The organism is Archangium sp. (genome assembly GCF_036389735.1).
Lineage (GTDB): Bacteria > Myxococcota > Myxococcia > Myxococcales > Myxococcaceae > Archangium.
In genome coordinates, this window is sequence record NZ_DASVWK010000024.1 from 1 (window position 1) to 14,269 (window position 14,269).

Below are 14,269 nucleotides of genomic sequence, written 5' to 3' on the forward strand. Positions count from 1 at the left end.
CACCCGGACGTCAACCCGGGGAACAAGGCGGCCGAGGAGAAGTTCAAGCAGCTCAACGCGGCCTTCGAGGTCCTCTCGGACGAGAAGAAGCGCTCGCTGTACGACGAGTTCGGCGAGGAGGCCGCGAAGATCGGCTTCGACGAGAAGAAGGCCGAGCAGGTCCGGGCCTACAGGGCCGCTCAGTCGGCCGGTGGCGGCATGCCGTTCGGCGGTGGGGGCGGCGGTGGCGGTGGCGGCGGCGTGGACTTCGACCTGGGCGACCTCTTCGGGGACATCTTCAACCGCGCGGGCGGCGGTGGCGGCGGCGTCGACATCGGGGAGATCTTCGGGCGCGCCGCGGGAGGAGGTCGGGCCGCCGGGCCCACCCCCGGCGAGGACATCACCGCCACCCTCTCGCTCAGCTTCAGCGAGGCCCTCACCGGCATCGAGCGCAACATCTCCCTCCAGCGCCCCGGCCGCTGCCAGCGCTGCCAGGGCTCGGGCGAGGTGGGGACTCCCTCCACCTGCACCACCTGCGGAGGCACCGGCAAGGTGCGCCGCAGCGGCGGCATCCTGGGCATGGCGGGCGGCACGTGCCCCACCTGCCGTGGCACCGGCCGCACCGCGCCGCCCTGTCCCTCCTGCGCGGGAGCGGGGGTCATGGACGAGACGGCGCGCCTCACCGTGAAGATCCCCGCCGGCGTCCAGACGGGCTCCAAGGTGCGGCTGTCCGGCCAGGGCGCGGCGGGCACGCGCGGCGGACCCCCGGGTGACCTCTACATCGAGACGATCGTCGCGGAGCACCCCCTGGTGCGCCGCGAGGGGGATGACCTCTACCTGGACCTGCCGGTGACGGTCAGCGAGGCCATGCTGGGCGCCGAGGTGCGCGTGCCCACCTTCCAGGGCGAGGTGACGGTGAAGGTGCCCCCCGGCTCCCAGTCGGGCCGCCGCATGCGGCTCAAGGGCCGGGGCGCGCCCTCGCTCAAGGGCGGGCCCACCGGCGACCTCTACCTCACCCTCCAGGTGAAGGTGCCCGAGCACCCCTCCACCGAGGCCCGCCAGGCCGCGGAGGCGCTCGCTCGGGCCTACCAGACAGATGTCCGGGGCTCCCTCCAGCTCTAAATCCGTGGCCGACTCCTGGCCATCCAAGCTTCTTGCGTTAGCTTGCGCCGCGTCCTACACGGCGCCCAAGAACTCGCATCACCCCTTCGGAGCCTCTCCATCATGGGCATCTTCGATTTTCTCGGCGGCTCCGGCCCCGACAAGGCCCTCAAGCTCAAGTCCAAGGTGACCCAGAAGTACGGGGACCCCTCCTCCCGCCAGAAGGCCCTCCAGCAGCTCGGAGAGATGAAGTTCCCCGAGGCCGTCGGCGTCCTCCTCCAGCGCTACAACATCACCGTGGAGCCCCTCACCACGGACACCGACGAGAAGGAGCACGTCTTCGAGCTCGTCAAGGCCTTCGGCCAGGACGCCATCGCCCCCGTCACCGAGTTCCTCCGCAAGAACGAGGCGGCCACCTCCTGGGCCCTCCGCATCCTCGAGGCCCTCCTGCCCGAGGCCGAGGTCACCCGCCTCGCCGTGGACACGCTCACCGAGCTCAGCGGCAAGTACATGCGCAACCACGAGAAGCAGGTCGTCCTGCTCCACTACGTCACCGGCAAGCAGGACCCGCGCATCGCCCCCGCCGTGCTGCCCTACCTCGAGGACATGGCCGCCGACGTGAAGCTCGCCGCCCTCAAGGCGCTCGGCCCCCTGAAGCATGAGCCGGCGCGCGAGCCCATCCTCAAGCTCCTCGCGAACAAGGAGATCGCCCGCCGCGTCCAGACGGCCGCCCTCGCCGCCCTCCACGAGAGCGGCTTCGGCGTCCAGGGCTACCGTGAGAAGGTGGAGGAGGCGATGACCGAGCCCTTCTTCCTCGACGGCAACGGCCTCGTGCAGCGCCGCGGCTGAGCGCGCCCCCCGGGTCCACCCCCTGTATGCCCCCTCTCCCACCGGGAGAGGGATGGGGTGAGGAGCTGGCGCCGAGGACCTGTCGGGTCGGGCGCCCCCCACCCTCCCTGCTGTCGCCTATCCAACAGAGCAATTGTCCTGCGGTCGTCCCTGTTGCGGGGAGGACCCGGGATGGGTTTCCACCCCGGATGCGAGTGGCGCAGGATCTCCCCCGAGGGGGTTTTCGTCGCTCTCCACGAGGTCGCTCCGTGCCGAAGAAGAAGGTTCCGCATCTGGCCGAGGTCGTCACCCTTCGCCCCGAGGCCAAGAAGCCGTCGCCTCGCCGCCCCACCAAGCCCCAGCCTCCGATCGAGACCGAGGCCGCCGAGCGCGCCCTGGTGGAGATGTCCCTGCACATCACCTCCAGCGCCGGCCCCACCGAGGCGCTGCGCTCCCAGCTTCAAATCATCCACGGCCTGATGCAGGCCAAGGCCTGCTACGTGGCGCGCTTCTCCCCCTCGCGCAACCAGCTCCACGTGGAGCACGTGCGCGGCCGCTACGACGACCGCATCACCGCCGCCACCCCCGAGGAGGGGCTGGTGGGCCGCGCCTTCGCCGAGAAGGTCATCCTCCGCGACGCGGAGACCGTCGCCGTGCCCCTGGAGAGCCCCCAGGGTGTCACCGGCGTGCTCGCCATCATCGCCCCGCGCCGTGCCCTCTCCGACGCCCTGCTGTCCGCGCTCGCCGGTCAGCTCTCCGCCGCTTATGAGGTCGCCCGCCTGCGCGACGACAGCGCCCGCCGCAACAAGGACCTCCAGACGGCCATCGCCGGCCTCAAGGCCCTGGAGCAGAGCCGCGACGAGCTGCTCGGCAACGTCTCGCACGATCTGAAGAACCCCCTCACCACCCTCAAGGCCTACCTGGCCATGATGGGACGCGAGAAGCTCGGGCCCATCTCCGACGCCCAGCGCCGCGCCGTCCAGGTGTGCGACCGCAGCGCGGACCGCATGCTGCGCATGGTGAATGACCTGCTGCTCATGTCCCGCCTCCAGGCCGGCAAGATGCAGCTCAACCAGCGCCCCTTCGGCCTCAAGTCCGTGGCCGAGGAGGTCATCCGCACCCTCACGCCCATGGCCGATCAGGCCAAGGTGCAGCTCGCCCTCCCCGCCTCCGGCGAGGTCTTCGTCCGCGGCGACCGCGAGCGCATCGCCGAGGCCATCCAGAACCTCGTGGAAAGCGGCATCCACCGCTGCGAGGCCGATGACACCGTGGAGCTGCGCGTCTCCGTCGAGGACGGGCTCGCCCTGCTCACCGTGAAGGACAGCGGACCGGGTCTCGGCAACGAGGACCTGGAGCACGTCTTCGATCCCTTCTACCGCCCCGAGGGCACCCGCGGACAGGGTCGCAGCCTCGGCCTGCCCCTGGTGGCGAAAATCCTCGCGCTCCACGGTGGCCGCGTGGAGGCCTCCAGCACCCTCGGCGAGGGCACCACCTTCCAGCTCGTGCTGCCCATGTTCGCCGGCGCCGTCAGTACCCCGGACCAGGCCCAGGCCGGGCCTCGCGCCGGTGGCATCCTCCTCGTCGAGGACGACGCCGACTGCCGCGAGGTGCTCCAGCAGGTGCTCGAGCAGGAGGGCTACCGGGTGATGTCCACCTCGGGCGCCGCCGAGGCCCGCTCCATCCTCTCGCACATCCGCCCCGCCATGGTCCTGCTGGACCTGCGGCTGAGCGAGGACGACGGGCGCTCCGTGCTCCGCTTCATCCGCGGCACCGAGTCCCTCGCCGACGTGGCCGTCTACATCATCTCCGGCGCCAGCGAGGTCTCCAGCCTCGGCGCCGGCCAGGGTTTGGACCGCATCGACGGATTTTTCGAGAAGCCACTGCAATTGCCCCGGCTGCTCGACACCGTGGCGGCCGTGGTCCGTCCCAGCCGCCGCAACCCGGCCGTGAACTGAAAGGCGTCCGCGGCGCGGTGCGTTGTCGGAAGTGCGCGGAATATGTCCGGGTTTCGCTTAGTATCCGCGCGATCCCATGACTGCTTCCGTCTACACCCGCTACCGGACCGCCTTCGTCGAGGCACTCGCCCAGGCCCTGGGCGTGCCCGCCTCCGAGATCGACTCCCAGGTCAAGCCGGCCGACCCGGCTCACGGCGACCTGTCCTTCCCCACCTTCCCTTTGGCCAAGGCCCAGAAGAAGGCCCCACCCGCCATCGCCGCCGCGCTCGCCCAGGGCCTGAAGGTCCCGGGCCTGGACGTCGTCGCCGCCGGGCCCTACGTCAACGCGAAGTTCGCGGCCATGCCCTTCACCGCCGAGGTCATCGACACGGCGCGCTCACAGGGCGTGCGCTACGGCGGCGGGGACGTGGGCGCCGGCAAGACGGTGGTCATCGACTACTCCTCGCCCAACATCGCCAAGCCCATCGCCTTCCACCACATCCGCTCCACGGTCATCGGCCACAGCGTGGCCAACCTGCACCGCGCGCTCGGCTACAAGGTCGAGGGCATCAACTACCTGGGCGACTGGGGCAAGCAGTTCGGCCTCGTGGCCGTGGGCTTCCAGGAGTACGGCGACCCCGCCCGCCGCAAGGACATGGCCCACCTCGTGGAGGTGTACGTCAAGGCCAACCAGCGCGCCGAGGCCGAGCCCGCCTTCGACGAGCGCGCCCGCGACTTCTTCCGGCGCATGGAAGCCGGGGAGCCCGAGTCGCTCGCGCTCTGGAAGGAGTTCCGCGAGACGTCCCTGCGTGACTTCGAGCGCATCTACGCCCGGCTCGGCGTCAGGTTCGAGCACATGGAGGGCGAGAGCTTCTACCAGGGCAAGATGGACCCGGTGATCGACGAGATCGCCCGCAGGCCCGGCATCAAGGAGTCCGAGGGCGCCACCATCGTGGACCTGCCCTACGCGGACAACGAGCCGCCGGTGCTGCTCAAGAAGAACGACGGCAGCACGCTCTACGCCACGCGCGATCTCGCGGCCGCCATCGACCGGCAGGAGCGCTTCCACTTCGAGAAGTCGCTGTACGTGGTGGCCACCGACCAGACGCTGCACTTCCGGCAGCTCTTCCGCGTGCTCAAGGCCATGGGCCGCGAGTGGTCGGACCGCATGGTGCACGTCAACTTCGGCCGCGTGCACGGCATGAGCACGCGCAAGGGCACCGTGGTGCTCCTCAACGACGTGCTCGACGAGGCGAAGTCGCGCGCCATGGAGAAGGTGCAGGAGAACATCCAGGCCGGGAAGATGCAGCCGGAGGACCCGGACAAGCTGGCCGAGCAGATCGGCATGGGCGCCATCTTCTTCGGCGACCTGAAGAACCGCCGGGCCACCGACTACACCTTCGACTGGGATGAAGTCCTCGCCTTCGAGGGCCACACCGGCCCCTACCTCCAGTACGCCCACGCGCGCACCTGCAACGTCCTGCGCAAGGGGGGTGGGACGCCCGCCTCGTATGACGCGTCGCTGCTCACCCTGCCGGAGGAGCAGGCCGTGCTGCGCGCCATCGCCCGGCTGCCGGTGGTGGTGCAGGAGGCCGCGGAGCAACTGGAGCCGAGCTTCGTCGCGCGGTGGCTGTTGGAGCTCGCCGCGGAGTTCAGCCGCTACTACACGCTGGGCAACCAGGATCGCACCAAGCGGGTGCTCGTGGAGGACAACGAGCCCTTGAAGGCAGCGCGCCTGGCGCTGACGGACGCAACGCGGGCGGCCCTCGCGGCCGGCCTGTCGCTGCTGGGTATCGCCACTCCCGAGAACATGTAACGAGGCGCCCGTGGACAAAGGGGGGCAACAACACATGGACACCGCACTGGTTCAATCCGAGAGTCCCAGCGAGGCCTTGAAGGAAGAGTTCGGGCCCATCTCCCGGGTGCTCGGGCAGCGCTACTTCGATGGGATTCGCTTCCCGTCCGAGGCCGAGGACGAGCTACGTGCGCTCCACGCCAAGGGCTTCGTGGTGCACGTCATGCGCACCACGGCGTGGATCAACTTCCTCTACCTCGCCTGGGCCATGGTGCGCCGGGCCCTGCCCCCGGTGCGCGCGGTGGTGAACCTGCGGCCCTGGTTCACCCGTCCCTTCCGCAAGATGGCCCAGCGCGGCGACTTCGACGTGCGCTTCACCTATGCCCGACGCCATGCCGGCAGCGGCCTCATCTTCCTCAAGAAGACGGCCCTGCTGAGCGCCTCGGGCAAGGACATCGAGGAGAACCCCTTCCCCGCCCTGGTCGCCATGGCGCGCAAGGGGGACCGCACCGTCTACCTCGTGCCCGAGCTCTTCGTCTGGGAGAAGCGCACCTCCCGCATCAAGCCGAGCCTGCTGGACCACGTCTTCGGCAGCCCCGACGCGCCCGGCTTCGTGCACTCGATGGTGGCCTTCTTCCGCAACTACCGCCGCGCGCAGTTCCGCGTCGGCGAGCCCATCGACCTCAAGCGCTTCATCGAGGAGAACCCGGAGGACTCGGACGAGGTCATCGCTCGCAAGGTGCGCAGCGCCCTCAACCACCACCTGGCCCGCGAGACGCGCGCCGTCTTCGGGCCCCCGGTGAAGTCCACCGAGCGCATCCTCGAGGAGACACTGCGCGACCGCACGCTGCGCAAGGCGCTGGACTCGGTGGCCACCGAGGCCAACCGCCGCCCGGAGAGCGTGCTGCGCGAGGCCCGCCGCAACCTGCGCGCCATCGCCGCCAAGCCGAGCCCCTCCACCCTGGCCATCGTCTCGCCCCTGCTCGGGTGGGTGTTCAACCGCATCTACGACGGCATCGAGGTCGACGAGACGGGGCTCAACCGCGTTCTCAAGGAGGCCAGCAAGGCGCCCCTGGTGCTGTGCCCCTCGCACAAGAGCCACGTGGACTACCTGGTGATGAGCTGGATCCTCTGGAACCGCGGCTACGCGGTGCCCCTGGTGGCCGCGGGCGCCAACCTGTCCTTCTGGCCCCTCGGGCCCCTGCTCCGCCGCTGCGGCGCCTTCTTCCTGCGCCGCTCCTTCAAGGACGACAAGGTGTACGCCGCGTCCTTCAAGGGCTACGTGAAGAAGCTGGTGCATGACGGCGTGCACCAGGAGTTCTTCCCCGAGGGTGGTCGCTCGCGCACCGGCAAGCTGCTCACTCCCAAGCTGGGCATGTTCACCTGGCAGGTGGAGGCCGTGCTGGAGGGCGCTCGCAACGATCTGCTCTTCGTCCCCGTCTCCATCGACTACGAGAAGGTGGTGGAGGGCGGCAGCTACTCGAAGGAGCTCGCCGGCGGCGAGAAGAAGCCCGAGGATCTCAAGGCGCTGCTGAGCACGCCCAAGGTGCTCACGGCACGCTACGGCCGCATCCACCTCACCTTCGATGAGCCGCTGTCGCTCGTGGACCTGATGAAGAGCCGCGGGCTCACCCCGGGCCAGCCCATCACCGACGAGCAGAAGAAGGGCCTGGTGCGCGCGCTGGGCAACCGGATGATGTACGGCATCAGCAAGGTGTCCACCGTGACGCCGCACGCGCTGGTGAGCGCGTCCCTGCTGGCCCACCGCCGCCGCGGAATGACGAGCCGCGAGCTCACGGATCGCATCACCATCCTGCGCCGCATCGCCGAGGAGGAGAAGACGCCCCTGTCCACGATGCTGGCCAACTCCCCGAGCAACCCGGAGGCGATGGGCGCCATCCAGGACGCCATGCGGACGTTCTGCTCGGACGGGATGGTGCGCACGCAGACGGCGCACGGCGAGGTCATCTACCAGGCCGAGGACAACCGCCGCGGCGAGATGTCCTTCTACAAGAACACGCTGATGAACCTGGTGGCGGCGCGCAGCCTCGTGGCCAACGCGCTGCTGGTGGGGGCTCCGGCGCCCTTCGACGAGGTGAAGGCCCGCGCGCTGTGGCTGTCACGCCTCTTCAAGGTGGAGTTCATCTACCGGGTGGGCGCGAGCTTCGACACCATCTTCGCCGAGGTGGTGGAGCGGATGGTGCGCATGGGTCTGGTGCTGCACCAGGGAGACACGCTCAGCGTGGCGCCCGAGCCCCATGCCCGGCCGGAGCTGGAGTTCCTGGCGGACCTGCTGCGCGACTACCTGGAGTCGTACTTGATCGCCGCCCAGACGCTCCAGGAAGTGGCCTCGGGCACGGCGCAGGACCGCAAGTCCTTCGTGAAGCAGGCGCTGGAGCTGGGCCGGGCCGAGTACCTCTCGGGGCGGATCACCGCGGCGGAGTCGCTCGCCAAGGTGACACTGGAGAACGCGGTGTCCTACCTGCTGGACCAGCGCTACCTCGTCGAAGAGGACAAGAAGCTGAAGCCCGGTCCCACCGCGCCCGACGTGGCCGCGTCCAAGCAGTTCGCGGAGGAGATCCGCCGCTACCTGCGCCACCAGTGAGGGGCACCGTCCCTCACGGCGCCGTCCGGAAGGGCACGCGCACCTCCTGCCGGAGCGCGTTGCCCTCGGAGTCCGTCAGCGAGGTGCGCATCACCAGCGTGTAGGCCGTGCCCGACGTGAACGCGCCCGCCTCCGCGCTCACGGTGACGGTGTAGGGCACGTCCCCTCGCTCGATGTCCTCGTCCACGTCCGGCGGCACCGTCAACGTCAGGGGCACCTCCGCCCGGCCCTCGAAGACGGCGATGCCCGGCCGCAGCGTGCGCACATCCATCGCCTCGGAGAACAGGATCTGCAACGTGCCGTCCGAGGGCAGCGTGCCTCCGGCGCCCGGCTCGGTGGACACCACCTCGGGCGGATCCGTATCTCGCGCGGAGAGGAACGGCTCCCCCGGCTCCAGGCACGCGGCCATCCCCAACAGCCCCACCCACAGCAACCGTCGCATCAGCGGCACCCCTTCTGCGCGAGGCTCGGCTCGGTGTGGCACTTGAGGCAGGCCCGGTCATTGGCCGCCGCCACCCGCTTGCACGTCGCGGCGAAGCCATCCGGGTGCGGGTTCACCTGCCGGCGCTCGGAGCGCGCCGAGTGGCAGCTCATGCAGGACTCCTCGCGGTGGCAGGACACGCACTGCTGGAGGTCTCGCGAGGCCACGACGCCGTGGTGCTGGGGCCCTGGCACTTCCACCCAGGCGTTGTAGTCCGGGTGCACCTTCACGTTGCGCGCGCGCAGCGAGCGGTCCGCGTCCATGCCCACGCCCGTGCGCTCGTGACACGCGGCGCAGAAGGACTGCATCCGGTGGCAGCTCGAGCAGCGCGCGGTGTCCTGCCGCGCCTGCACCGGGTGCAGGGTGAGGTAGTCGTTGGGGTGCACCGACAGGGGCTTCTGGAGCGCGTCGTGGCACGTCTGGCAGTAGGACTCCGCGTGGCACGACATGCACGTCCGCCGGTCCACCGAGGCGCGGCTGCCGTGGGTGAACTCGTAGCGGGGCCCATGATCCAGGCCGAGCGGATTGCCCTGCATCGGCCGCAGCACGCCCGAGGGGAACGTGAGCTGCAACCGGCCCGAGGGCTGCGTCGGGTGGCAGGTGGCGCATGCCTTGGAGGCCACGTTGCCGTCATGGCACTCGAAGCAGGTGACCATCTTCGGAAGCTGCTGCCGGGAGGCGAGCCGCACGTCCGTCATGGCGCCGTGGCACGTGGCGCACTCCACCTTCTTGTCCACGTGCACCTTGTGGTTGAAGCGCAGGTTCGCGGACGGCACGTCCACCTTTGGCGGCGCCAGGCGCACCGTCGAGTCGAAGCCCGGGTGACACGTGTTGCAACTCGCCGCCGGATCCGTCTTCTCGCCCTTCCGGGCCGCCTCGATGTCGTGGCAGGACTCGCACTCCTCGTGGCCCGGGAGGTTGCGGTCCGTCACCGCGCCACTGGCACGCGCGGTATCGTGGCAGGTGACGCACTCGGCGCCCGCCTTCAGGTGCAGCGCATGGTCGAAGCGCAGCGGGATGTGCTGGGCCGGGTAGACGGCGAGGCTGCGCTCGCGCCCCGTGGCCGCCCAGGCGATCCCCGCCGCCACGAGCGACAGCACGACGAGGCCCAGGGCTGTGCGGAACCGGCGTTCCATCTAAAGGCTCGCCTTCAGGTCGAAGAGGAAGAACACCTTGGAGTCCCAGCGGGTGAACGGATTCACGTTCTGCTCCAGCACCAGGGACACGCGCGCCGCGCGGGTCAGCGCCTGGCTGGCCCACACCTGTGCGCCAAGGAAGTTGCCCGCCAGCAGCGGGTTGAAGCCATCCTGGATGCGCGCCCCGGACAGCCGCCCGTCCAGGGTGAAGGGCCCCTCGCCGAAGCCGTAGCCGGCGGTGAGGTCCGTCCAGAGCTGCGAGCCCCCAAAGCCCCTCCGGTACGCCACGTCCAGCGCCGAGCGGAAGCGGCCCAGCCGCAGCGTCGCGCCCGCCGAGCCTCCCGCCGTATAGGACGGGGGCGCCCCGGACTCCCGAGCCACCTCGGCCAGCCGCAGGCCGCTGTTGAGCTCCGTGTGGTACAGGCTCCCCACGCCCTGCACGTAGTAGCGCAGCGGGCCTCGCGGGAAGAAGTCCACGCGCACCCGCGCCTCGTCCCTCGGGGCGAAGGCGAACCAGTACCAGATGGAGTCCGCGGAGAAGACGGGCGAGAGGCGCAGCGCCTCGCCACTCACCGCCAGCCGCTCGCCATCCCAGCGCACCTGCGCCCGCGCCTGCGCGAGCCGCGGCCGCAGCAGATCGAAGTCCAACCCCGCCACCGCGCTCACCCCGAGCCCCCGCCCGTACCGCGCCTCCGCCGTCGCGCGCTCGAGGTCCGTCTTCCCCTCCACCAGCGCCCGGCGGTAGCCCAACGAGGCGGACACGCCCTCGAGGTCCTCCAGCAGCAGCTTCGCACCGTACACCGGCTCGGGGGCCGTCAACGTCGGGTCCGCGCCGGGCACGCCCTGCTCCAGCCGCCTCGCGTCGCTCTCACGCGTCCCCTCGGGCTGGTACACCGACGAGGCCAGGAACCCCGCCCCCTTCACCCACAGCCCCCCGTACACCTCGGCCCCGAGCCCCAGTGGGCTCACGTAGCGCACCCGCAGGCCATCGAAGGCCAGGATGTCCGCTACATCCACGTAGAGCTGCCGCCCCAGCCGGCCCTCGAAGCCGCCCGTGCCATAGCGCACGAAGGCGTAGAGCAGGTCCGCGTCCTCCGAGCGCACCCCGTCGATCCGGGCGGCCTCGCCCCGCGGCAGCCCGAAGTCCGAGAAGACACGCAGGCTGGACTCGAAACCCAGGTCCTGCCCGGTGACGAGTTCGTACCCCGTGAGCCCCAGGTACTGGGCGATGCGCCGGCGCGGCAGCAGCACCGGCTCCTCGGGAGACGAGCCCCTCCAGGCTCGGATCTGGTACACCTGCGCCTCGGTACGCGCCTCGAGCTGGAACGCGGACGCGGACGCCGTCCCCGCCGCCAGCAGCGCCATCACCGGGCCCGCACGGCCCAACCATCTCGGCGTTCGTCGCGGGATGCGCATCAAAGTCCGGGCATTATAGGAGCGCCCCATCCCCGCGCCTCGTGTTTCGAGCGCCCCCCTCATCAGCCGGAGCAACCCGGTGGAAGACGTCACCCCCAGCCCCCCGCAGCCACCCTCGTCCCCCGGGGTCGATCCACGCTCCGTGGCGGTGGTCGCCACGATGCTCGTGTTCGTGGCCTTCCTGGTCGCGGGGCTGATGGTCCAGCCCCTCAACATCGCCTTCGGCATCTGGTTCACGGAGATCTTCGTCTTCCTCGGCCTGGGCTGGTTCGTGCTGCGCGCCACGGGGAGGAACCCGGGGCGCTACACCGGCCTGTCCTTCCCGGACCTGGCGCCCGCGGTCTTCGGGTTCCTCCTGGGCACGGTCAACTTCTTCGCCGTCGTCGCTCCCATCCAGTACATCTCCCAGCTGCTGATGCCCAAGTCGTGGCGGGAGATCTACGACATGGCGGGCATCTTCCAGGGACAGACGGCGGTGGAGCTGGCCTTCATCGTGGCGAGCGTGAGCGTCGCGGCCCCGGTGTGCGAGGAGTTCTTCTTCCGGGGCATCCTGCTCCAGGGCCTCAAGGTGCCGGGGCGCACGGCTGGGAACCCGGCCTCGCGCGCCATCCTCATCTCGGCGGTCGTCTTCAGCGCGTTCCACCTGGATCCCGTGGGCTTCCTCGCCCGCGTGGAGCTGGGGGTGCTGTTTGGCTGGCTGTTCCTGCGCACCGGCTCGCTGTGGCCGGGCATCCTCGCGCACTCGGCCAACAACCTCGTGTCCACGGTGCTGTTCTTCGCCGCGAAACAGTTCGAGTCCCCGCGCGAGTCCACCCCCCGAGAGGAGCTGCTGAGCATCCTGGTGTTCGTGGTGCTGGGCAGCGGCGTGCTCGCGGGGTTGATGACCGCCGCGAACCGCTTCCCGCGCCTGCTGGGCGGCCCTGTCCGTCCGGACGAGGCCCCGGAGGGACCGGTTCACCTGGAGCCCATGGCGAAGCTCCTGCGACTGGCGAGCCCCTGGATGTTCGCCGCGGCACTGTCCCTGGGGAGCTACGTGGCCCTGGATCCTCGCGGCATCGAGCTCAGCGCGTTCGACCGCGACTACCCGCTGCGCTCCGTACCCCAGGACGCGCCGGATGCGCTGCACGCCGAGCGCGAGGCCCTCTACGAGCTCCGGATTCGTGCCCGCCGGGGCGACATACCGCTCGAGGCGTACATGCAGGAGCGGGTGCGGCAGTCCAAACAGAAGAGGCTCCCTTGAGAACAATCACCGCGACACGTTACGTGACGCCGCTGCGAGAGGGCGGCTCGCTGCCCGCCATCATCGAGGCGGAGGATTCGGGCCTGTACGTCCTGAAGTTCCGGGGAGCGGGCCAGGGAACGAAGGCGCTCGTGGCCGAGATCATCTCGGGCGAGCTGGCACGGGCACTGGGCCTGAGGGTGCCGGAGCTGGTGCTGGTGGAGCTGGATCCCGTGCTGGGCCGCGCCGAGCCGGACGGGGAGATCCGCGATCTGCTCAAGGCGAGCGCGGGGATCAACCTGGGCATGGACTACCTGCCGGGCTCGATGACGTTCGATCCGATGGTGGGCCCGGCGCCGCGGGGGGCGGAGGCCTCGGCCATCGTGTGCTTCGACGCCTACGTGACGAACGTGGACCGCACGCCGAAGAACCCGAACCTGCTGAGCTGGCACAAGGACCTGTGGCTCATCGACCACGGCGCGTCCCTGTACTTCCACCACGCGTGGGACGACTACCTGGAGCGCAGCCAGAGCCGCTTCCCGGCGATCAAGGATCATGTGCTGTTGCCCTGGGCGTCGGAGCTGCCCGAGGCGGAAGCCCACCTGCGCCAGCGGGTGACGGCGGACGTCATCCAGCGGGTGCTCGAGTGCGTTCCGGACGCCTGGCTGGGAGCGGCGACGGAGCCGCGCTTCACCACGGCGGCGGAGCACCGGGCGGCCTACACCGCGTACTTGCACAAGCGCCTGGAAGCGGTGCCAGCATTCATCGAGGAGGCCCAGCGTGCCCGCGCCCAGCTCGTTTGATTACGCCATCGTGCGCGTGGTCCCCCGCGTGGATCGCGAGGAGTTCATCAACGCGGGCGTCATCCTCTACTGCCTCACGCGCCGCTACCTGGAGGCGCGGGTCGAGTTGGACGAACAGCGTCTCCGGGCGCTCGCGCCGGACGCCGACGTGGAGCTCCTCCGGAGCCACCTGGAGTCCATCCCGCGCCTGTGCCTGGGAGGCAAGACAGCGGGGCCCATCGGGCAACTGCCGCAGAAGGAGCGCTTCCACTGGCTGGTGGCGCCGCGCAGCACGATGATCCAGACGGGCCCGGTGCACTCGGGCCTGTGCGAGGACCCGGCGAAGGCCCTCGAGCACCTGCTGCAGCGGATGGTGCGCCCCCCTTGAGCGCCCCCCTGCTTCAAATGAAGCGGTAGGAGGCCACGTTGAGCACGGGGCCCACCATGGCGGCGGTCAGCATGTCGCGGGCCACATCGCCCTCGACCTCCACGCGCTGACCGTCCTTCTTGAGCTTCCGATCTCCGCCGGCGAGCTGGTAGGTGCGGCCGTCATCGCCCTCCAGCACCCAGACACCCGTCTCGATGTCGCGGAACACCACGCGCCCGGTCAACTTCATACCGCCGTCTCCTTGCGCAGCATGGCGCGCGCGATGATGAGGCAGATGAACGTGTTGACCACGAGCCAGGGTACGGCGAGGAACGTGAAGGGCATCCACGCCAGGGCGGGAGCCTTGGCCCAGGCGGCGTAGGCGAGGAAGCCGGCGAAGCCCAGCGAGAGCCCACCGATGGCGGCCCGGAGCCCCTGGTACTTGATGGCCAGGAATGACAGCAGCAGGGGGAAGAGCGCGCTGTAGAAGAGCGGGTTGGCCATCTTGCCCCGGCCGAAGATGATGCGCTGCCAGTCGGGGATGGGGAGGTAGGCGGCGTCCACCACGTCCCCCGCCACGCCCGAGGCCCCACCGAACCACGAGCGCGCGAAGAACACGCCCACCG

The 14,269-nt window shown here is 70.1% G+C and carries 13 protein-coding genes; 8 read left to right on the plus strand and 5 right to left on the minus strand.

Annotated features, from left to right (window positions below; genetic code table 11):
• From VF794_RS00675 to VF794_RS00695, 5 genes are all read left to right on the plus strand, one after another.
• On the plus strand, positions 1–1,101 hold a 1,101-nt coding region (locus VF794_RS00675; RefSeq protein WP_331106674.1), incomplete at its 5' end, for a DnaJ C-terminal domain-containing protein.
• Between the two features lie 102 nt (positions 1,102–1,203).
• The gene (locus VF794_RS00680) at positions 1,204–1,929 is read left to right on the plus strand and encodes a HEAT repeat domain-containing protein (RefSeq protein ID WP_331106675.1); all 726 of its coding nucleotides are present in this window, start codon (positions 1,204–1,206) and stop codon (positions 1,927–1,929) included.
• Positions 1,930–2,177: 248 nt separating this feature from the next.
• Positions 2,178–3,863, plus strand: coding sequence for an ATP-binding protein (locus tag VF794_RS00685; RefSeq protein ID WP_331106676.1), 1,686 nt, complete (start codon positions 2,178–2,180; stop codon positions 3,861–3,863).
• Positions 3,864–3,939: 76 nt separating this feature from the next.
• On the plus strand, positions 3,940–5,658 hold the full coding sequence (gene argS / locus VF794_RS00690) for an arginine--tRNA ligase (protein WP_331106678.1): 1,719 nt from the start codon (positions 3,940–3,942) through the stop codon (positions 5,656–5,658).
• 34 nt (positions 5,659–5,692) lie between these two features.
• The gene (locus tag VF794_RS00695) at positions 5,693–8,242 is read left to right on the plus strand and encodes a 1-acyl-sn-glycerol-3-phosphate acyltransferase (RefSeq protein ID WP_331106680.1); all 2,550 of its coding nucleotides are present in this window, start codon (positions 5,693–5,695) and stop codon (positions 8,240–8,242) included.
• A 13-nt stretch (positions 8,243–8,255) separates the two neighbouring features.
• On the opposite strand, the gene VF794_RS00700 is transcribed toward VF794_RS00695, so the two are convergent.
• The 3 genes from VF794_RS00700 to VF794_RS00710 are packed head-to-tail and all read right to left on the minus strand — an operon-like array spanning position 8,256 to position 11,245.
• A complete protein-coding gene (locus VF794_RS00700; RefSeq protein WP_331106683.1) occupies positions 8,256–8,684 on the minus strand; it encodes an Ig-like domain-containing protein in 429 nt (142 codons plus the stop codon).
• Positions 8,684–9,859, minus strand: coding sequence for a cytochrome c3 family protein (locus VF794_RS00705; protein ID WP_331106685.1), 1,176 nt, complete (start codon positions 9,857–9,859; stop codon positions 8,684–8,686). The genes VF794_RS00700 and VF794_RS00705 overlap by 1 nt, the downstream gene beginning before the upstream one ends.
• Positions 9,860–11,245, minus strand: a complete 1,386-nt coding sequence (locus VF794_RS00710; protein ID WP_331106687.1) for a hypothetical protein — start codon at positions 11,243–11,245, stop codon at positions 9,860–9,862.
• Positions 11,246–11,336: 91 nt separating this feature from the next.
• Between VF794_RS00710 and VF794_RS00715 the strand changes: the two genes are divergently transcribed.
• Genes VF794_RS00715 through VF794_RS00725 form a run of 3 tightly spaced genes read left to right on the plus strand, consistent with a single transcriptional unit; the run spans position 11,337 to position 13,664 of the window.
• The gene (locus tag VF794_RS00715; protein ID WP_414640853.1) at positions 11,337–12,515 is read left to right on the plus strand and encodes a type II CAAX prenyl endopeptidase Rce1 family protein; all 1,179 of its coding nucleotides are present in this window, start codon (positions 11,337–11,339) and stop codon (positions 12,513–12,515) included.
• Positions 12,512–13,297 (plus strand): HipA family kinase, encoded by a 786-nt coding sequence (locus tag VF794_RS00720; protein WP_331106691.1) that lies wholly within the window; start codon positions 12,512–12,514, stop codon positions 13,295–13,297. The genes VF794_RS00715 and VF794_RS00720 overlap by 4 nt, the downstream gene beginning before the upstream one ends.
• Positions 13,275–13,664, plus strand: coding sequence for a DUF3037 domain-containing protein (locus VF794_RS00725; RefSeq protein ID WP_331106693.1), 390 nt, complete (start codon positions 13,275–13,277; stop codon positions 13,662–13,664). The genes VF794_RS00720 and VF794_RS00725 overlap by 23 nt, the downstream gene beginning before the upstream one ends.
• Before the next feature lie 13 nt (positions 13,665–13,677).
• Here VF794_RS00725 and VF794_RS00730 read toward each other — a convergent pair whose 3' ends face one another.
• Together VF794_RS00730 and VF794_RS00735 are read right to left on the minus strand one after the other, a co-directional pair.
• Complete coding sequence (locus VF794_RS00730; RefSeq protein WP_331106695.1) at positions 13,678–13,893, minus strand: DUF5818 domain-containing protein; 216 nt, start codon at positions 13,891–13,893, stop codon at positions 13,678–13,680.
• The coding region (locus tag VF794_RS00735; protein WP_331106697.1) for a DUF5942 domain-containing protein at positions 13,890–14,269 on the minus strand (380 nt) is incomplete at its 5' end. The genes VF794_RS00735 and VF794_RS00730, both read right to left, overlap by 4 nt.

Excerpts from the sequence above, each read along its gene's own strand:
- VF794_RS00730 (WP_331106695.1), bottom strand. The coding sequence starts at position 13,893 with ATGAAGTTGACCGGGCGCGTGGTGTTCCGCGACATCGAGACGGGTGTC.
- VF794_RS00700 (WP_331106683.1), bottom strand. The coding sequence starts at position 8,684 with ATGCGACGGTTGCTGTGGGTGGGGCTGTTGGGGATGGCCGCGTGCCTG.
- argS (WP_331106678.1), top strand. The coding sequence starts at position 3,940 with ATGACTGCTTCCGTCTACACCCGCTACCGGACCGCCTTCGTCGAGGCA.
- VF794_RS00705 (WP_331106685.1), bottom strand. The coding sequence starts at position 9,859 with ATGGAACGCCGGTTCCGCACAGCCCTGGGCCTCGTCGTGCTGTCGCTC.
- VF794_RS00680 (WP_331106675.1), top strand. The coding sequence starts at position 1,204 with ATGGGCATCTTCGATTTTCTCGGCGGCTCCGGCCCCGACAAGGCCCTC.
- VF794_RS00695 (WP_331106680.1), top strand. The coding sequence starts at position 5,693 with ATGGACACCGCACTGGTTCAATCCGAGAGTCCCAGCGAGGCCTTGAAG.